The sequence below is a fragment of the Variovorax paradoxus genome (assembly GCF_030815975.1).
In the GTDB taxonomy this organism is placed as follows: domain Bacteria; phylum Pseudomonadota; class Gammaproteobacteria; order Burkholderiales; family Burkholderiaceae_C; genus Variovorax; species Variovorax paradoxus_N.
Genome location: NZ_JAUSXL010000002.1, coordinates 1,416,471 through 1,435,327, shown reverse-complemented (window position 1 = coordinate 1,435,327; position 18,857 = coordinate 1,416,471). Strand labels below are relative to the sequence as shown.

The 18,857-nt window shown below is 66.3% G+C and carries 18 protein-coding genes and 2 pseudogenes; 13 read left to right on the top strand and 7 right to left on the bottom strand.

Features of this window, described 5'->3' with window-relative positions:
* Positions 1 to 4 precede the first annotated feature (4 nt).
* Positions 5 to 120, bottom strand: a pseudogene (locus QFZ47_RS10495) (IS5/IS1182 family transposase); the annotation flags it as partial.
* A 5-nt stretch (positions 121 to 125) separates the two neighbouring features.
* Positions 126 to 233, bottom strand: a pseudogene (locus tag QFZ47_RS10490) (IS5/IS1182 family transposase); the annotation flags it as partial.
* 83 nt (positions 234 to 316) lie between these two features.
* Between QFZ47_RS10490 and QFZ47_RS10485 the strand changes: the two are divergent.
* From QFZ47_RS10485 to QFZ47_RS10425, 13 genes are all read left to right on the top strand, one after another.
* The gene (locus QFZ47_RS10485) at positions 317 to 1,264 is read left to right on the top strand and encodes a LysR family transcriptional regulator (protein ID WP_307655585.1); all 948 of its coding nucleotides are present in this window, start codon (positions 317 to 319) and stop codon (positions 1,262 to 1,264) included.
* Between the two features lie 121 nt (positions 1,265 to 1,385).
* A complete protein-coding gene (locus tag QFZ47_RS10480; RefSeq protein WP_307655584.1) occupies positions 1,386 to 2,387 on the top strand; it encodes a Bug family tripartite tricarboxylate transporter substrate binding protein in 1,002 nt (333 codons plus the stop codon).
* Positions 2,388 to 2,398: 11 nt separating this feature from the next.
* A complete protein-coding gene (locus tag QFZ47_RS10475; protein ID WP_307655583.1) occupies positions 2,399 to 3,457 on the top strand; it encodes an adenosine deaminase family protein in 1,059 nt (352 codons plus the stop codon).
* A 435-nt stretch (positions 3,458 to 3,892) separates the two neighbouring features.
* Positions 3,893 to 4,264, top strand: a complete 372-nt coding sequence (locus QFZ47_RS10470) for a DUF4148 domain-containing protein (protein ID WP_307655582.1) — start codon at positions 3,893 to 3,895, stop codon at positions 4,262 to 4,264.
* A gap of 42 nt (positions 4,265 to 4,306) precedes the next feature.
* Positions 4,307 to 4,774, top strand: a complete 468-nt coding sequence (locus QFZ47_RS10465; protein ID WP_307655581.1) for a Spy/CpxP family protein refolding chaperone — start codon at positions 4,307 to 4,309, stop codon at positions 4,772 to 4,774.
* A gap of 94 nt (positions 4,775 to 4,868) precedes the next feature.
* Complete coding sequence (locus tag QFZ47_RS10460; protein ID WP_307655580.1) at positions 4,869 to 5,261, top strand: DUF4260 domain-containing protein; 393 nt, start codon at positions 4,869 to 4,871, stop codon at positions 5,259 to 5,261.
* A gap of 109 nt (positions 5,262 to 5,370) precedes the next feature.
* Positions 5,371 to 6,069: a response regulator transcription factor gene (locus tag QFZ47_RS10455; protein ID WP_307655579.1), complete on the top strand. Its 699-nt coding sequence runs from the start codon at positions 5,371 to 5,373 to the stop codon at positions 6,067 to 6,069.
* On the top strand, positions 6,066 to 7,466 hold the full coding sequence (locus QFZ47_RS10450; protein WP_307655578.1) for a HAMP domain-containing sensor histidine kinase: 1,401 nt from the start codon (positions 6,066 to 6,068) through the stop codon (positions 7,464 to 7,466). Before QFZ47_RS10455 ends, QFZ47_RS10450 begins: the two co-directional genes overlap by 4 nt.
* A gap of 114 nt (positions 7,467 to 7,580) precedes the next feature.
* Positions 7,581 to 8,624: an NADP-dependent oxidoreductase gene (locus QFZ47_RS10445; RefSeq protein ID WP_307655577.1), complete on the top strand. Its 1,044-nt coding sequence runs from the start codon at positions 7,581 to 7,583 to the stop codon at positions 8,622 to 8,624.
* A gap of 171 nt (positions 8,625 to 8,795) precedes the next feature.
* The gene (locus QFZ47_RS10440) at positions 8,796 to 9,353 is read left to right on the top strand and encodes a fimbrial protein (RefSeq protein WP_307655576.1); all 558 of its coding nucleotides are present in this window, start codon (positions 8,796 to 8,798) and stop codon (positions 9,351 to 9,353) included.
* A 258-nt stretch (positions 9,354 to 9,611) separates the two neighbouring features.
* Positions 9,612 to 10,361, top strand: a complete 750-nt coding sequence (locus QFZ47_RS10435) for a fimbrial biogenesis chaperone (RefSeq protein WP_307655575.1) — start codon at positions 9,612 to 9,614, stop codon at positions 10,359 to 10,361.
* A 20-nt stretch (positions 10,362 to 10,381) separates the two neighbouring features.
* A complete protein-coding gene (locus QFZ47_RS10430) occupies positions 10,382 to 13,036 on the top strand; it encodes a fimbria/pilus outer membrane usher protein (RefSeq protein ID WP_307655574.1) in 2,655 nt (884 codons plus the stop codon).
* A complete protein-coding gene (locus QFZ47_RS10425) occupies positions 13,033 to 14,043 on the top strand; it encodes a fimbrial protein (RefSeq protein ID WP_307655573.1) in 1,011 nt (336 codons plus the stop codon). The genes QFZ47_RS10430 and QFZ47_RS10425 overlap by 4 nt, the downstream gene beginning before the upstream one ends.
* Positions 14,044 to 14,085: 42 nt before the next feature.
* Here the strand turns inward: QFZ47_RS10425 and QFZ47_RS10420 are convergent, their stop codons facing one another.
* The 5 genes from QFZ47_RS10420 to QFZ47_RS10400 form a co-directional block, all read right to left on the bottom strand.
* Positions 14,086 to 14,409, bottom strand: coding sequence for a hypothetical protein (locus QFZ47_RS10420; protein WP_307655572.1), 324 nt, complete (start codon positions 14,407 to 14,409; stop codon positions 14,086 to 14,088).
* 70 nt (positions 14,410 to 14,479) lie between these two features.
* Positions 14,480 to 15,319 carry a DMT family transporter gene (locus tag QFZ47_RS10415; RefSeq protein ID WP_307655571.1) on the bottom strand — a complete coding sequence of 280 codons (840 nt, stop codon included), beginning with the start codon at positions 15,317 to 15,319 and terminating at the stop codon, positions 14,480 to 14,482.
* 65 nt (positions 15,320 to 15,384) lie between these two features.
* Positions 15,385 to 16,068: a helix-turn-helix domain-containing protein gene (locus QFZ47_RS10410; RefSeq protein ID WP_307655570.1), complete on the bottom strand. Its 684-nt coding sequence runs from the start codon at positions 16,066 to 16,068 to the stop codon at positions 15,385 to 15,387.
* Between the two features lie 9 nt (positions 16,069 to 16,077).
* On the bottom strand, positions 16,078 to 17,217 hold the full coding sequence (locus tag QFZ47_RS10405) for an SLC13 family permease (RefSeq protein WP_307658922.1): 1,140 nt from the start codon (positions 17,215 to 17,217) through the stop codon (positions 16,078 to 16,080).
* On the bottom strand, positions 17,198 to 18,769 hold the full coding sequence (locus QFZ47_RS10400; protein ID WP_370880632.1) for a class I adenylate-forming enzyme family protein: 1,572 nt from the start codon (positions 18,767 to 18,769) through the stop codon (positions 17,198 to 17,200). Before QFZ47_RS10400 ends, QFZ47_RS10405 begins: the two co-directional genes overlap by 20 nt.
* Positions 18,770 to 18,857: the final 88 nt, after the last annotated feature.

The window sequence follows — 18,857 nt, the reverse complement described above, 5'->3', positions numbered from 1 at the left end:
GCACTCATCCCCCGGTCTGCATCAATCGCCTACGCGCCATCCCCAGATTCGACAGCGCAAACAGCGTGACGATCTGCGCGTGTTCTTCGCCAGCCCTCGATAGCGCACCTTGGTGGAACCAAGGGAATGCGCGGCATCGTCTCGATCGCAAAGGGCGGACAACCCGTCTTGGCTCGCGGACTATGCGGCTCTACGATTTGCACCAGCGCGCCCCACGGAACCACCCGATCCAATAATAGGCAAGGCTTCCACGTGATCCTGTGTGGCTGCCACTTCCTTTTGGCAGACCGATGAGGAACTGCGGATAACTCATGTCATGAAAGAAGAGGCTTCTTTCGAGATAGAACCTGGCCGGCGACTCGACGAGTCTTTGCTGCGATCCTTGTACGCCCTGCTGGTCGAGGCGAGCGTGTCCCGAGGCGCAGCGCGCCTTGGCATCCAGCAACCGGCGCTGAGCCGGCATCTGAAAGCGCTTCGGCAGTTGACTGGAGACGAACTTCTCGTTCGGGTCGGCAATCGCATGGTGCTCACGCAACGGGGCGAGTCCCTCGTGGCGCCAACGCGGCGAATACTGGCCGACCTGTCGCTCTTCACGAGGGAAGACTTCGAGTTCTCGCCTGACACCGCCAGGAACAATTTCCGCATTGCGGCTGGTGACTTTCTGCCCCGACGTTTTTACGAGGAGATGATCCGTCGCGTAAGAACCGCGGCACCGGACTCAGTGATCGATCTGCGCAGCCTGGGTCATCGATTCGATCACTACAAGCAACTTGGCGAAGGCGAGATCGACGTGGCCATCACGATCTGGCCCGATCCGCCCGCGCATCTTCGTTCAGTCCGCCTATTCGCAGATGAGTTCGTGTGCGTGGTCAGCAAAGACCATCCACTTGCGAAGACAGGACTCACACTTGAAGCGTATTGCCGGGCGCCGCATCTGTCATCGTTGGAACAGCTTCCAGGCCAGGGAACCGTACTCGACGCGCTTATTGCGGGCATCGGCGTTTCGGTGCACACGGCCATGCGCACCCAGTACCTGGGCTTGGTGCCACCTATTCTCGCCAACTCGGATTTGATCTTCTCGACCGGACGACGCTTCGCCCAGCAAATCGCAGCAGATCACCCGCTGGTGGTTTTGCCTTTCCCGGCCCCCATCAAGCCGATCCAATACGTTCTGACGTGGCACGAGAGAACGCATAAAAATCGAGCCCTCAGATGGTTTCGCGGCGAAATCACCGCCGCAGCCAAAGCTATCACCGATCGCTAGCGATGGTGCGTGCAGGTTATGGCATTCAAGCCATACTCGAATTGCGTGACGCGATCTGTGCAGCGGGTAGCGGAGGCCCTAATCTCGCCCCGATTCAACCGGCAACCGATCCCTCACCGCCATGCACAACATCTTTGTCTCCCGCCGCTCGATTCTCATCACCTCTGCGGTAGCCGCAACGTTCCCCACGCTCATTGCAGCCCCGAGCGCTTTGGCACAAAGTTGGCCCACCCGTCCGATCACCCTTATCGTTCCCTACGCTGCGGGCGGGAATGTGGATCTGATGGCGCGATGGGTCGCTCCCGAGCTTGCAAAGAATCTGGGGCAGCCCGTGATCGTCGACAACGCGATCGGCGCCGGCGGGGTCATCGGGACCGAAAAAGCAGTTCGGTCCAAGCCCGATGGCCACACCTTTCTTCTTTCGGTCGAGAGCTCGATCGTCATTGCCAGGCTCGTGACACCCTCCACCGTCAAATACAACGGACTCGAAGATCTCATGCCGGTGACTTTGCTCGGATCGATGCCGCTGGTGCTTGTCGGCAAGCCCGAACTTGGCCCCAAAAGCGCGATAGAACTCTTCAAGGATATGAAGGCAAACCCGGGAAAGTACAGCTATGCCACCTCGGGGGTCGGCACCTCGCTGCATCTCGGCGGAGAGTTGCTCAAGCAGCAAGGTGGCGTGTCAATGGTGCATGTCCCCTATCGAGTCGGTGCACAGATCATGAGCGACCTTGCCGGCAACCAGATCGATCTGGCTGTAATCCCGCTTCCTTCGGTGATGCAGCAAATCCAGGCTGGGAAAATTAAGGGCTACGGCGTGCTGGGTCCCTCCACGCCATTTCTTCCTAGCACTCCCTCGCTGATGGACATACCGCAGTGGAAGAGAGCCGATGTGCCGGTATGGCAAGGTATCTTCGCGCCACTCGGAACCGATACGGCGATCATCGCGAAGCTCGACACCGAGCTGAGGAAAATTCTTGCAACCCCTGAAATGCAGAAAAAATTCGACGACGGCGGCGTAACACGAGTGGGCCTTGGACCCAAAGAGTTCGCCGCGTTCCTCAAAGGCGAAAGCGCCAAGTTCACTCAGGTGGTGACCAGGGCGAATATAAGGGCTGAATAGTAGAGTGACAAATGGCTAACGAAGATCTGCATCGGTTTTGCCATGCAATACCCAAAGTAGAACTGCACTGCCACCTCCTCGGGACGGTGCGGCATGCAACCTTCAAAGATCTGGCGCAGGCGGCCAATGCGCCGCTAAGCGATGAGGAACTCGACGCTTTTTACATTCGTGGAGAAAAGCCGGTTGGAGTGCTAAAGGCCTTGCGCACGCTCGATGCGTTTATGGTGCGCACTCCCGACGATCTGCACCGCATTGCCTACGAATACCTCGAAGACGCTGCTGCACACAACGTGCGCTACGCCGAATTCTTTTGGAATCCGACGGGCACCGTGCACAAGTCGGGCATGCGCTACGACTTTGCACAAGACGCCTTGGTGCGAGCAATCCGCGACGCTCATACTGACCATGGAATCATCGGTCGCCTCGTGCCGGCCATCGATCGCGAAGCATCACCCGATGCTGCCCTGGAGATGATCGGTTGGATCACGCAGCATCGCCGTGATGAAGTGATCGGCATCGGCATCGACTACAGCGAAATAGACCGTCCTCCCGAAATGTTCGCGCAAGCCTATGCCGCAGCGAGAGCCGTTGGCCTCAAGACCACCGCACATGCTGGTGAGTTCGGCATGCCATGGACGAACGTACGTACCGCCGTTGAGATGCTGAAGGTGGATCGGATCGATCACGGCTACACCATCATCGATGCACCGGACTATGCGAAGCAATGCGCGGAGGCTGGAATCGTGTTCACTGTCGTGCCGACCAACTCTTACTACTTGCGAACGCTGCCGCCGGAGCGCTGGGCACTTGATCACCCAATACGCAAGATGCCCGGACTGGGCTTGCGCATCCATCCAAACACCGACGATCCTGCCCTGCACCACGTGACGCCGACCGGCGCCTGGCAAAAGATGGTCGAGGATTTTGGGTTTTCGATTGCGGATTTGCGCGGATTTATGTTGAACGGATTGGCCTCGGCCTGGATCGACGAATCCACGCGGACGCGGTGGCGAACGGAGTTTCTCCGAGATTTCGATTCGTGCCGCCAGCGCGAATCACGCGATTTCTAATTCGCTCGAGTGCAATCACTGTTGGAGGAGCTAGCCGTGAACTCGATCTTCCCGGCATGAGAGCCTGACCGATCGATGATGTCCTTCAGTCGCCGGAGGAACGGTACTTGGGCGGTGTTCAGGTCGAAGCCTGGGGCCGCTTCAAAGCTTCAGGCGTACTAGAAGCAAACGCCCTGTCAACCCTGTTTGCAGACGTGCTTTCTGTTAGCGCGCCACCGTGGCGCTTGGCTAAGCTGGAGAGACAAACGGTTGGGTTTGGCCCTTTACCGACGTTTGCAACTTGATCAGGCGTTCCTTAGTTCTTACTGATTCAATTCGCTCAAAGGCAGGGCGGAATCGAAATAAAACGAAACACGCCGAAACCGCGGCGAAAGGACTTGTGGGCGCGCCGCAAGCACCATCAGGTCTCCTCTTCCACTACAGAAAGGCCTGACCATGAAATTTCTCTCCCTGACCCAAGTCGTCGCCGTCGGCTCGTTCGCCCTGCTCGCTGCAGCCGGCGCCAAGGCCGAAAGCTACGAAGGCGTCCAGCCGCTCGTGTCGGCCAAGAGCCGCACCGAAGTCAACGCCGAGGCCATGCGCACGGCTTCCGCACCGGACCAGAACATCGTGCGCGGTTCGCGCGGCGCCGAGACCGTGGCTGTTTCCAGAGACCGTGCCGGTGTCGTCTTCGAAGCCATGCGCGCCGCCGCCGCACCCGACCAGAACGTGACCTCGGGTTCGCGCGTGAACAGCAAGGTCGTCTCGACCATGCAGAACCCCGTCGATGCGCGTGCCGCAGCGGCCGGCAACAGCAACAGGCTCTAAGACCCACGCCCGCAGGGCATCCCTGGGGCCGCAAGGAACATCATGAAACACTGGATCAAACGCACTCTCTTCGGTTTCGCCGGCCTCGCCGTGGTGGCGGGCAGCATCGCCGGCTGCGCCGGCCATCGGCATGGCTGGGGCGGCGGCGACTCCGCCGAGTTCCGCACCAGGATGGTCGAGCGCGTCGGCAGCAAGCTGGAACTCGATGCTGCGCAGAAGCAGAAGCTCACCGTGCTTTCCGAGAAGCTGCAGGCGCAGCGCGAAGCCATGCGAGGCGCCGGCGGTGCGGGCGATCCGCGTTCGCAGTTCAAGGCGCTGTTCGCGGGCAACAAGCTCGACCAGGCCGCCGCCACGCGGCTCGTCGACGAGAAGACCACGGCCGTGCGCAATGGCAGCCCGGAAATCATCGCGGCCGCCGCAGACTTCTTCGACAGCCTGAACGCCGCGCAGCAGCAGAAGGTGCGCGACTTCATGGATCGCGGCGGGCGCCGCTGGGGCCGTCATGGCTAGGCTTGGCTCACCCCCAGTCTTCGCGCACTTCGTGTCGCTTCGCCAACCCCCTTCCAGGGGGCGACACCTGTGGCCCGGCGAAGCCGGTTCCACGGTGTCTCTCGAACAGGCTGTCGTTGGCGGCGTGCGCGCGCTGCTGCGCGTGGAAGGCGCGGTGGTGCTGGCCGCATCGCTGGCCGCCTACGCGCAGTTCGGTGCCGGCTGGGGCGTGTTCGCGCTCTGGCTGCTGGCGCCCGATCTCGCGATGCTGGGCTACCTGGCGGGACCGCGCATCGGCGCCGCCTTCTACAACGCTACGCATTCGTACCTCGGCGCCGTCGCGCTGCTGGCGATCGGCGCGCTCGCGGCCATCCCATGGGCCGTGGCCGGCGGCCTGATCTGGTGCGCCCACATCGGCCTCGATCGTGCACTCGGCTACGGCCTCAAGTACGGCGCGGGCTTCGGCGCCACGCACCTGGGCCGCATCGGCCGGGCCGATCCGTGGTGAACGCGCTGAAGGCCGTTCGATGCCGCGCCTTGCAGCGAACGGAAACGGCAGTGCAATGCCCGCGGGCCTGATCGTCAGCCAACTGTTCGCCAGGAGGCACAATCCCGCCATGCCGCGCATCCTGCTGATCGACGACGACGAACATCTCGCCGCGCCGCTGACCACCTACTTCGCCCGCTTCGGCTACACGCTGGAGAGTGCGGTGCGCCCGAGCGAAGGGCTTGCCAAGCTGCGCGCGGGCCCGTACGACGCGGCGATCCTCGACGTGATGCTGCCCGAGATGGACGGCTTCGCGCTGTGCCGCGAGATCCGCAAGGAGAGCGACATTCCCATCGTGATGCTTACCGCGCGCGGCGAGGTGATGGACCGCGTGGTCGGCCTCGAACTCGGCGCCGACGACTACGTGCCCAAGCCTTTCGAGCCGCGAGAACTGGTGGCGCGCGTGCAGACCATCCTGCGCCGCCAGCGCAGCACGCCGGCGGCGGCCAACGGCAACGGCACGCAGCAGCGCGTGTTCGACGGGCTGTCGATTGACCTCGACCGGCGCCAGGTGCTGCGCCATGGCGAGCGCGTCGAGCTCACCGGCACCGAGTTCGAACTGCTCGCGCTGCTGGCGGCCGAGCCCGGCAAGGTGTTCAGCCGCGACGACATCCTGAACCGCCTGCGCGGCCACGAGGCCGAGCTCTACACCCGGGCGGTCGACATCGTGGTGAGCCGCCTGCGCAAGAAGCTCGAGCCGCTGGACTGCATCAAGACGCTGCGCAATGCCGGCTATGCGCTGGCCGTCGCGCGCAGCGAGCCCGCATGAGGCTCAGGCGGCGGGGTTTTCGCGAAGCCTTGCACGGGATCGCGTCGCGTCGCGCGGAGTTGCATCGGCAATGGCACGCGCAGTGGCACGAAAAGGTGCAGGGCAAGCGCCGCTGGCGCCGTTCGCTGCGCATCCGGTTGGTCATGATGTTCGTGATGCTGGCGCTGGTGATGGCGGCCGTGTTCATGGGGGGCATGAAGAAGTCCTTTTCCACTGGCTGGGCCGAGGCCGCCAAGCCCATGCTGGTCGACTATGCCGACCGGCTCGTCGCCGAAATCGGCACGCCGCCCGACGTGGCGCGCGCGCAGGCGCTGGTGAACCGGCTGCCGATCACGATCCGCATCGTGGGCCCCAAGGTCAACTGGGACTCGAACCCGGGCGGCGTCCAGAGCCGCGGCGGCTGGATGCACGGCCGCGACGAGGAGCCGTGGAACGACAAATGGTTCATCCGCCCCACGGCAGACGGCCACCGCGTCATCTTCGGCTGGTCGCCCAGGCTCTGGCAGCTCGCGCCGCGCGCCGTCGGCTGGGCCACGCTCTGCGCGCTGCTGCTGCTCATGGTGCTGGGCTATGCCTATGTCAGCCGGCTGCTGCGGCCGCTGATCGACATCCGCGAAGGCGCGCAGCGCTTCGGCCGCGGCGAGTTCATGCAGCCGATCCCGATCCGCCGCAACGACGACCTCGGCGACCTTGCAGAGCACATCAACACCATGGCCGACGACATCCAGGCCATGCTCGATGCCAAGCGCGGGCTGCTGCTGGCGCTGAGCCATGAGCTGCGCTCGCCGCTCACGCGTGCCCGGCTCAACGCCGAGCTGCTGCCGGTCACGCCCGAAAGCCAGGCCGAGCGCGAGGCGCTGCTGCGCGACCTCAACGAGATGCGCGACCTGATCAGCGACCTGCTCGAGAGCGAGCGGCTCGCGAGCCCGCACGTGGCGCTGCAGCGCGAGCCGGTCGACCTAGCGGCACTGGTGCGGGAAGTCGCGGCCGAGATGCCGGGCGCCCAGCACGTGCATCTGGACCTGGCCGAGGGATTGCCTCCGCACGCCGTCGACCGCATGCGCATCCGCCTGCTGGTGCGCAACCTGCTCGACAACGCCTTGCGCTACAGCGCCGAGGCGCCCCGCCCGCCCAGCGTGTCGCTGCGCGCTGTGGTCGACGGGCCGGCGCAGCAGGGCGTCGAGATCGAGGTGCGCGACCACGGCCCCGGCGTCGACGAGGCCCAGCTCGAACGCCTGACCGAGGCCTTCTACCGCACCGACAGCGCCCGCCAGCGTGCCACCGGCGGCGTCGGCCTGGGCATGTACCTGTGTCGGCTGATTGCCGAGGCGCACGGCGGCAGCCTCGCGGTGCGCAACGCGAATCCGGGCCTGCGGATCGTCGTGCGCCTGGCCTGACCGGCCGCCGCCGGAGCCCGGCGCCGGCGCGGTGCTGTCGCCTGCGCTACGGGCTGCAATGTCCGGCGCCGCTAGCATGGCGCCGCAACAACGACCTTTCCAAGGAGACATCCCATGGCCGAAGCGCACGTCAATCACCAGGTCAGGCTCGCCAAGCGGCCCGAGGGCGCGGCAACGCGCGAGCACTGGCAGTTCACCACCGAGCCGGTCGGCGAGCCCGCCGACGGCGGCGTGCTGGTCAAGACCCTCTCGCTGTCGCTCGACCCCGCCATGCGCGGCTGGCTCAACGATGCCAAGAGCTACATCGCGCCGGTGGAAATCGGCGCCGTGATGCGCGCGGGCGGCATCGGCCGCGTCATCGCCTCGAAGAACCCGAACTTCGCAGTCGGCGACACGGTCTACGGCACGCTCGGCGTGCAGGAATACATGCTCGTGCCCAGGGAGGAGATCAAGCGCAACGGGCTCGCCAAGGTCGATCTGCGCGCCGGCACCATCCACCAGTGGCTCAACGTGCTCGGCATGCCGGGCATGACCGGCTACTTCGGCCTGATGGACGTGGGCCAGCCCAAGGCGGGCGAAACCGTGGTCATCTCCGGTGCCGCGGGCGCCGTGGGGCAGACGGTCGGGCAGCTCGCCAAGATCAAGGGCTGCCGCGTGGTCGGCATCGCCGGCGGCCAGGCCAAGTGCGACTGGGTGGTGAAGGAACTGGGCTTCGACGCCTGCATCGACTACAAGGCCGGCGCCAGTGCCGTCCGCGACGGCCTCAAGGTGCACTGCCCCAAGGGCGTGGACATCTACTTCGACAACGTGGGCGGCGAGATCCTCGACGCGGTCCTGGCGCGGCTCGCGCGCAAGGCCCGCGTGATCATCTGCGGCGCCATCAGCCAGTACAACAACGCCAACAGCATGCCCGCGGCCGGCCCCCGGAACTACCTGAGCCTGCTGGTGAACCGCGCGCGCATGGAAGGTATCGTGGTGTTCGACTATGCGGACCGCTTCCCCATGGCCGTGGCCGAGCTCGCCGGCTACCTCAGGGATGGCCGCATGAAGAGCAAGGAAGACGTGGTGATGGGGCTCGACACCTTCCCGGAGGCGCTGAACCGCCTCTTCAGCGGCGAGAACTTCGGCAAGCTGGTGCTGCAGGTGGCGGAGGCTTAGCGCGGTCCGCTGTCCGCCCGGCGTGTGACCTAAGTCTCGAACATCCCGGTAGACACTGTTAACTATCGTCAATTGACGATATAAGCCGTTCTTTTTGCATCTTTGCGTGACTAGACTGCGCCCTGCCTTGCACCAGCAGGCGCAGTCATATCAATCCCAGGGAACGCAAAAATGCAAAAGACCGTATTCGTCAAGTTCGCAGCGCTGGCCGTCGCCGGCGTGTTGTCGCAAGCTGCCTTCGCCGCCGACGGCACCATCAATTTCACCGGTGAAATCGTCGATGCGCCTTGCTCGATTTCGCCCAACAGCCAGAACCTGACCGTGCCGCTGGGCAAGGTTTCGCGCACGGCCTTCGACGGCGCCACCGCCGGCACGGCCGTGGTCGGCAAGAAGGCCACTCCCGCCAGGTTCACCATCGACCTCTTGGGCTGCGGCGCGTCAGCAACCGGCGCGACCGTGAGCTTCTCCGGCGTCGGCGACACCGACGCCACCCTCCTGCGCTTGGCCAATGCCGGCCAGGTGGGCGTGGGTGCCGCGTCGGGCGTGGCGATCGAACTCGCTGATTCCACCGGTGCCAAGATCGCCCTGAACACGGGCAAATCGGGCGAATACATCCTGGGCCTGGGCGACAACTCGCTGAAGTTCCAGGCTGCATACATTGCGACCAAGACCGCCGTGACTGTGGGCCCAGCCAACGCCGTCGCGCAGTTCACGGTTGCCTACAAGTAAGTAGCGCTCGCGGCATCCGCGAGTTGGCCGAAGCGCACGTCGCTTCGAGCCAGCCGGCGGTGCCGCCAATGCCTGGCGCCGCGCCCGGACCTCCGCGTCCCGGTCGGCGCCGGCATCTCTTTCTTTTTCGTTTTTTTCCGACGGTGCCTCGATGCGCACCGCCGTGCTGGGTGCGCGTGCTTCATGCGTCTCGCCCGCGCCCAAGGACCTTCTATGTGCAGCAACAATCGCCTTCGGTGGGCTTTCGCCATCTTGCTGATGCTCGGCCTCCCGTGGCCTGCCGCTGCGGGCGTGATGCTCGGCGGCACGCGCGTGATCCTTGGCGAGAAGGACCGTGAGGCCTCCATTCCGGTGAAGAACACCGGCACCTCGCCTTACGTGGTCCAGGCCTGGATCGACGCCGGCGAAGGCAGGAACAAGACGCCCCTGCTCGTCACGCCGCCGCTGTCGCGGCTGGACCCCGGCATGGAAAACATCCTGCGCATCATGCGCGTGGCCGGCGAGTTGCCATCCGACCGCGAGTCGGTGTTCTGGCTCAACGTCAAGGAGATCCCGGAGAAGTCGAAGGAAGAGAACGTGCTGCAGATCGCGGTACGCAGCCGCATCAAGCTGTTCTACCGCCCCGCGAAGCTCGTCGGCAAGTCCGAGGAATCGCGCGCGCAACTCAGGTGGGCCGTCAGCGCCGGCGCACAAGGCCAGGGCGCCGTGCTCAAGGTCGGCAACCCCACGGCCTACCACGTGACCTTCACCGCGTTGAACGTCAACGGCGGCCAGCAACTGATCAACGCCGACATGGTGCCGCCTTTCGGCGAGATGGCGTATCCGCTGAGTGCGCTGAAGACGCCGCAGGCGATCCAGGTCAACTTCACGACGCTCAACGACTACGGTGGCGAGACTCCCGAGGAGCTCGTCAAGGTGCCTGCGAGCGCCGAGCCCGTGGCCGTCAAAGCCGAGCTGGTTCCTCCGCCGGCACCTTCCGCGGCATCCGCCGGCGGCGCCGGGCGCTGAGACACCGGAGGCGAACCACGATGCGCCGCCGCACATCCGCTTTCCGCATGCCGTTCCGGCTGACGCTGTGCACCGCATTGCTGGGCGCCATGGGTGCGTCCGGCCACGCGCAGCAGCGGCTGGCCGCATCGAATTTCAACGAGGAATTCCTCGGCATCGGCGGCGACCAGCCGCACGCGGACCTCTCGCTTTTCTCCTTCGGCAACCGCGTACTGGCCGGCAAGTACATGGTCGACGTGTCGCTCAACGAACGCGGCGCGGGGCAAGCCGAGATCCGCTTCGTCGAGAAGGACGGCAAGAGCGACGCCGTGCCTTGCCTCACGCGCCGCATGCTCGACGACTGGGGTGTCAACGTGGCGGTGTTTCCTGCGCTGGCGAGCGCCGCGGACGATGCATGCATCGATCTGGCCGCAATCATTCCCGACGCGGCGTTCAGCTACGACGGCGGCAAGCAGCGCCTCTTCGTCAGCATTCCGCAGGCGGCGCTGAAGCGTTCGGCGCGCGGCGCGGTCGGCTCCGAGAAGTGGGACAAGGGCATCACCGCCGCCATGTTCGACTACCAACTCAATTTCGCGCGCTACAGCGGCAACAACTATCGCAACGACACCAATTCCTTTGCGGCACCGCAGAACGTGTTCGACGGCACTCCTTTCGCCGATCGCAACAAGAACACGCTGCAGCGCAACACCTTGTTCGCGGGTCTGCGCGCCGGCTTCAACAACGGCGACTGGCGCTTTCGCCATTTCTCGACCTACAACCGCGGCATCGACGGCAAGAGCCGCTGGCAGGGCATCAGCACCTACGCGCAGCGCGACCTCGCCTCGATCAACGGCCGCCTCCTTATCGGCGACGGCAACACGCCGGGCAACTTCTTCGACAGCCTGCCGTTTCGCGGCGTGCAGCTGTCGTCCGACGACGCGATGCTGCCCGACAGCCAGCAGGGCTATGCACCCACCATCCGCGGCGTGGCGCAGACCAACGCGCGTGTCACGGTGCGCCAGAACGGCTATGTCGTCTACAGCACCTTCGTGGCGCCAGGGCCGTTCGTCATCGACGATCTCTATCCGACCGCATCGAGCGGCGATCTCGAGGTGACCATCGCCGAAGCCGACGGCCGGCAGACCCGATACACCCAGGCCTTCTCCGCCGTGCCCACGCTGCTGCGCGAAGGCACCTGGCGTTATTCGGCCACCATCGGCAAGTACCGCAACGGCCACGACGGCAGCACGCTGGGCGCATGGCCTTCGCTTTCACAGCCGGCTTTCATGCAGGCGACGCTGGCGCGCGGGCTTGGCAACGAGTTCTCGCTCTACGGCGGCCTGCTGATGGCGAACATGCACCAGTCGCTGCTCGTGGGCGTGGGCAAGAACCTGCGCGGCTTCGGCGCCGTGTCGGTCGACCTGTCGAGCGCGCGCACCACCGACCGCACCCCTGCCGACCACATCAAGACCTATGACGGGCAGTCGCTGCGCTTCCTGTATTCGAAGGCTTTTCTCGATTCAGGCACCAACTTCCGCGTGGCCGGCTACCGCTATTCGACGAGCGGCTACCGCACCTTCCAGGAGGCGGTGCAGATGCAGGACCTGCGGTCTTTCGAGTCGTTCCACAGCCGCCGCAACGAGGTGCGCTTCGAACTCTCGCAGCAGATCGGCGACTGGGGCAGTGTGTTCGCGTCCGCACGGCAGCAGAGCTACTGGGGCACCAGCGCCAAGGACAGGCTGGTGCAGGTGGGCTACTCGGGCAACTACAAGCAGTTCGGCTACAGCGTTTTCTACAACCACACCACCAGCCTGAACCGCCCGGCGAGCCGCCAGCTCATGTTCATGCTGAGCGTTCCACTCGGCGATACCCGCGCCAGTGCGCAGTACGCCGTGACCCGCGACGGCACCGGCCGCGTCAACCAGCAGGCCAGCGTCTATGGCTCGGCCTTCGACGACAGCCGCCTGACCTACAACGTGACGGCCGGCCATGCGAACCAGGACGGCGGCAGCAGTGGCAGCGCGGGAGCGAGCTACCTGTCGCCGGTCGGCCGCTTCGACCTGGGCCACTCGATGGGCCGGGGCTATGGCCAGAGCACCTTCGGCATGGCCGGCGGGTTGTTGGTCCATGGCGGCGGCGTCACGCTGTCGCAGCCGCTCGGCGAGACCGTCGCGCTGGTGCAAGCGCCCAAGGCACAGGGCGTGGGCTTCGAGTCGCAGCCCGGCGTGGCTACCGACTGGGCCGGCAACGCGGTCATTCCCAATCTGACGCCCTACCGGCTGAACCGCCTGGCCATCCGCACCGGCGACCTCGGCGACACGGTGGAGGTGAAGCACGCCGCGACCGAGGTGGTGCCCACGCGCGGCGCGGTGGTGGCTGCGAAGTTCGAAACCTCGGTGGGCTTCCGCCTGCTGATGACGCTCGTCGACCAGAACGGCCGGGCGCTGCCGCTGGGCTCGAAGATCGAGAACGAGGCGGGCCAGGAGGTCGGCATCGTCGGCCCCGACGGCCTGGCCTTCGTGACCGGCGCCGGCAACAGCGGACAGCTGACCGTGCGATGGGGCCAGGACAAGGCCGACCAGTGCGTCGTGCCCTACAGCCTGCCCGATGAAAAGAACCCGCCGCCGATCCGCGAGCTGAACGGCCAATGCGCTGCCGCTGTGCCGGAAGTGGCGAAACAGAAGGGGGCGGAATGAGCCGCAGCAAACTATTTGACGCGATGAAGCTCGTGCGCCGCTCCATGCCGGCTCTGGCGCTGCTGCTCGGTGCGCAGGGTGCGTGGGCGGCGTGCTACGTCACGCCCGGCTACATCGAGAAGATGGTCAATATGGAAGTGGGGCGTGTGATCATTCCCAATGACCTGCCCGTGGGCTCGCCCATCATGACGCCGAAGCTGTTTCCCTTGCCCCTGTCGGGAACCACCAACAAGCCGTGGACCTGCAGGGGAGGCGGTACGGCGATCGGCGAGATGCTCCAAGGCACCGAGGTGCCTGGGTACAACCGCGTGTTCACGACCAATGTGGCGGGCATAGGCATCCGCTTGTCGCGCTACTTCGACGGCGCCGAGGCCACCTATTACCCGCACACGCGCACCACCACTGGGGATTTCCGCGAATTCAACTCGGCAGCGCGCTTTCAGGTCGAACTGTTCAAGATTGCTGCGGTAACAGGCAGTGGCCCGCTCTCGCAGGGCACTTACACCCGCTACTACAGCCCGGCGGACAATAAATCGGTACTGACCACCTTCCTCTCGGGCTTAGGCATCACGATCATCACGCCATCGTGCACCGTCGACCTGGGTTCACGGAACATCTCGGTGCAGTTCGGCAGGGTGCCCCAGAACAACTTCAAGGGCAGGGGCACCACCACGGGTGACCGCAGCTTCAGCATCAAGCTCAATTGCAAGGCCGGGCAGAACGCGCAGAACACTGTCTATCTGCGCATGGACGCGACGCCCGACCCGTCGAACGAGCAGGGCGTGCTGAAGATCACGCAGGGCGGCACTGGCACTGCGACTGGCGTGGGCATTCAGATAGTCGACAACCAGAGCGTGCCGGTGAAGTTCGGCGAAGACGCGCTGGTGGGGCCGTCGAAGGACGGCGACTACGTGTTGCCCTATACGGCGCGCTACTTTCAGACCGGCGCCAGCGTGACGCCGGGCCGCGCGGACGGCACGGCCACTTTCACGCTCGACTACAAATAGGTAGCCGCGGCGTCCCCCGCTGCGCCGGCCTGCGTTCGCGGCTCAGCCTTCGTCGGGCCGCATCGGAATGTCGCCCATCGCGTCGTCCTCGCGCAGGCTGCGGGCGGCCTTCAGCAGTTCGATCGACAGGCCGCCGCCCTGGCCGGCGAAACCCTTGGCAACGCCTTCCAGCGCCGTCGCGAGGCCGGTCTCGCCGTCGGCGCGCGCGTCCATGCTGATGTTGAGCACCCGGGCCGCCATCTGGCGGTAGCTGATGGCGCCTGCGCCTTCGAGCGCGGCCACCAGGTCGAGGTACAGCGCCAGGTTCAGGTCGAACACCAGCTTGGGCGTGATCTCGAAATCTTCGTTCTTGTTCTTGTTGTCCATGAGAGGCTCCTTTTTTCCTGAGCCTCCACTCTAGCTACAAAAATGCGCGGCTCCGTCGGACGAGAGCCATTCAGCGCGCGCGCGTGCCCATGACCGCCGCCGAGATGATGAGCAGGGCCGCGAGCGCGATGGTCCAGGTCAGCGGCCGGCCGGTCACGAGCAGCAGCAGCGCCGTCGAGCCCAAAGGTGTGAGATAGCTCAGGATGCCGATGCGCCGCGGGTCGCCGCGCTTGAGCGCCATGTCCCAAGCGAAGAAGGCGGCGCCCAGCGGGCCGAGGCCGCACAGCACGAGCAGCAGCCAGTCCTTGCCGGACAGCGCGATCGATGGTTCGAGCACCGCATGGCAGGCCAGCGAGAGCACGCCCGAGACCAGTCCGAACAGGCCGATGGCCGAGGTCGGAAAGGCCTCGACACGCTTCGTCCACAGCGAGTAGCTTGCCCAGATGAAGGCCGAGCCCAGCGCCGGCAGGAAGCCCCAGTAGCCCTGGAGCGCGCTGGCGCCGCCGCGTGTGCCGAGGATCGCGACCGCCGCGCCCGCAAAGCCCAGCAGCGCCGCCGCCACATGCAGCGGCCGCAGCGACACGCCCGGCAGCAGCACCGGCGCGAGCACCACCATGAACAGCGGCCACAGGTAGTTGACCAGGTTGGCCTCGACCGGCGGCGCATGCCGCAGCGCGATGAACAGCAAAAAGTGAAAGCCGAACAGGCCATAGACGCCCAGCGCCAGCGTGCGCGGCGGCACGCGCCAGGCCGCGCGGTCGCGTAGCACCAGCGGCCAGCTCGGCACGCTGCCGATGATCAGCGCGAGCCCGGTCAGCAGGAACGGCGGCAGGTGCGAGAGGGCGGTGCCGAGCGAGGCGAGCGTGGACCAGAGCGCGATGGCGGCGAGTGCGTACAGCGTGGCGGACATGCACACGAGCTTAAGCGGCGCGGTCGTCGCGCAACGACGGTCCATCGTCGAGGAACGACGGTGTTTCAGCGCTGCCGAAGCGCGGCCGTGAGCGCCGAAGGCGAGCGATAGCCGGTGCGGCGCGCGGTCTCCGCGGCGCCCAGGCCGCTGCTGCGCAGTTGCCGCGCCTGCTGCAGGCGCTGGCTTCGCAGCCATTGCATGGCCGCCATGCCCTGCTCGTCGCGGCAGCGCTGGGCGAATTGGCTGGGGCTCAGGCACGCGACCGCCGCAAGGTCGGCGACGCTCAAGGGCCGATGCCAGTGCGCCTGCGCCCAGGCGGCAAGCGCCGGCCAGTCGATGGTGCGCCTGCGGCCGTTCGGCACCGAGGGGCCCCAGGCCTCCAGCAGCAGCGCCGGCGCATGATGCAGCGCGGCCGCGGGTGGCGGAGCCTGCGTCACGCACAGTGCCAGGTAGCGCGCCAGCGACAGGAGCTGCGGCGCCATCGGGGAGCGTCCCGCGCACTGCGCCCAAAGATCCTGCGCGGTGTCGAGCACGAGGCACCGGCTGCCTGCGCGCGATTCGAAGTCGTGCCGCTCGCCGGGCGTCACCACCCAGCCGTCGCCGGCGCCCACGCGCCGGCCGCGCCCCTCGACCTCCAGCTCCAGCACGCCATCGAGCCCGACCAGTATCTGGAAGTGATCGTGCGCATGGCTGCCGCGCGAGGCGCCGTAGCGTCGCAGCGAAAGGGCAGCAGTGGTGGACGGGTGCATGGTGGTTCGTCACCCCAGCCTGAGCAGCAGCGCCGAGGCCGCGCACACCAGCAGGAAGGGAATGCCGATGCGGTGGAACTCGCGCAGCCCGTGCGGCACCTTGGCCAGCCGCAGCGCGATCAGGTTGGCGAGCGAACCCAGCACGCAGCCGAAGCCGCCCACGCTCACGCCGGCCGCGAGCGCGGGCAGGTCGCGCACATGGCCGTCGAGCAGGATCGCGGCCGGCACATTGCTGATGAACTGCGAGGCAACGATGGCGGCGAGGTAGGCGCGCCATCCTTCGGTGATGGGCCAGTGGTGCAGCAGCAATTGAACCGCCGGCAGCTCGGCCAGCTGGCGCAGGTCGACGAACATCAGCGCAATGATCGCGAGCAGTGCCCAGTCGATGCCTCGCAGGACGCGCGGATACGACACCAGGAACACGCCGAACACCACGCCCAGGCCCGCCAGCAGCCAGTGCCGGTCGAGCGCCACCACGAAACCGACGAACAGCACGCCCGCCAATGCCAGCAGGCGCGGCTGCACCGGAGCGGCGCTGGCCTCGGGCTTGAGCGCGATGGGCGTGCGCGGCACCAGCAGCCAGACCGCCGCGAAGAGCCAGAACAGCATCACGGCCACGGTCGGCAGCATCATGCCCATGAAGGCGACGAAGCCTTCGCCCGAGCGGTGCCAGAGGTAGAGGTTCTGCGGATTGCCGATGGGCGTAAGCGCCGAGCCCGCGTTGACGGCCAGCGCCTGGAGCACCACGAGCCGCGCGAGCGGCAGGTGCGCCTGGCTGGCGAGCACGCGCGTGAGCGGCACCAGCAGGAACAGGCTCACATCGTTGGTCACCAGTGCGGACAGAAACGCCGCGCTGGCGGTCAGCATCAGCGCCAGGCTGCGCTGGCTGTGCGTGCGCGCGAGCAGGCGCTGCGCGGCGGCCTGCAGCATGCCGCTTTTCTCCACGCCCTGGGTGATCGCGAGCAGCCCCGCAAGCGCGCCCACGGTCTGCCAGTCGACCAGCTTCAGCCAGTCCATCGGCGCACGCGGGCGCACGAAGGCGAACAGCACCGCGACGGCGGCCAGCAGCCACAGCAGGCCGTTGCCGCCACCGCCCTGTTCGGACGGTACGGCCGCCTGTGCCTGTGCTTCAGCGGCCGACGAGTTCACGCTCACGCAGTTCGCGCTTGAGCACCTTGCCGATGGCGCTGCGCGGCAGTTCGTCGATGAAACTCAGGCGCGCCAGGCGCTGCGTCTTGCCGAGCTGGGCGTTGGCCCATCGCAGCAATGCGTCGGCGGCGGTGCTGTCGCCCTCGCGGCGCACCACGAAGGCCACCGGCGTCTCGCCCCATTGCTCCGACGGCACGCCGATCACCGCCACGTCGGCCACGGCGGCATGGCCGCGCAGCACCGTTTCGAGATCGCTCGGATAGATGTTGAAGCCGCCGCTGATGATCATGTCCTTCTTGCGGTCGAACAGCGTCAGGAAGCCGTCGGCATCGAAGCGCCCGACGTCGCCGGTGCGGATGAAGCGCTTGCCGGTGGCGTCGAACCATTCGGCTTCGCGCGTCTTGGCGGGCTGGCGGTGGTAGCCGGTCATCATGCCGGCCGAGTGCCCCACCACCTCGCCGGCCAGTTCGATGTTGCCGCGCGGTATTTCGTTGCCGTCTTCGTCGATCAGCCGGATATCGCTGCCTTCGGCCGGCTGGCCCACGGTGTGCAGCTTGTTCGGGTGCAGGTGCGCCTCGAGGATGCAGGTGCCGCCGCCCTCGGTCATGCCGTAGAACTCGATCAGCCCGCCGGGCCAGCGCTTGAGCACATCGGCCTTGAGCGCGGCGTTGAAGGGCGCGCTGGTGCTGAACTTGAAGCGGAACGACGAGAGGTCGTGCGCGCCGAAGCGCGGATGCGCCATCAGGCGCTGGTACTGCACCGGCACCAGCATGGTGTGCGTCGCGCGGTGCTGCTCGGCCAGCTGCAGGTAGCCGAGCGCATCGAACTTGGGCATCAGCACCACGCAGCCGCCGAAGGCCAGGGTCGGGAAGAACACCACCAGCGTGGTGTTGGAATAAAGCGGTGTCGACAGCAGCGTGACGGTGTCGGGGCCGTACCCGTACATGGCGCCGCGCTGCACATGGGCCCAGCGCATGCCGTGGCCCTGCACGATGCCCTTGGGCTCGCCGGTGGTGCCCGACGAATAGATGATGTTGAAGGGCCACGAAGGCTGCGTGTCCACGGCGGCGGGCTGCGCACCGGCGGGCGCGAGCCAGTCCTCGAGGCTGCTGCCAACCGTTGAGTCGTCGAGCGCGACGCGCGAAATGCCGCCTTCGTTCAGGGGACCGACGACCTCGGCGGCCGACGCGTCGGTGAAGAGGATGCGTGCATCGGCATCCTCGATCATGCGGGCCAGGCTGGCGGGCGTGGACCCGGGTGCCAGCGGCGCGACCGCCACACCCGCGCGCAATGCGCCCAGGAACACCGCGGCGTAGTTCACCGAAGAGGCCGCGCAGACCGCAATGGCATCGCCGGGCTCCAGCCCCGCGCGCTGCAGGCTGGCCGCGACGCGGTCCATCAGCGCGTCGAGCGCGCCGTAGTTCAGCGCCTGCTCTGCGTCCGCGAGCGCGGCGTGGTCGGGCCTGTATTGCGCATGGAGGCGAACCAGCTCGGCGATGGCGCCGAAACTGCGCTCCGTCGACGCTTGAATGGCGGGGTGCGTTTGCAAAATCGATCCTTCGTCTTGGCCAGGCGGCAGGATAGCGAAGAAGCACCCGGCCGTGTGAGCTGCACGTGACGACGGCCCGGCCCGCCGTTGC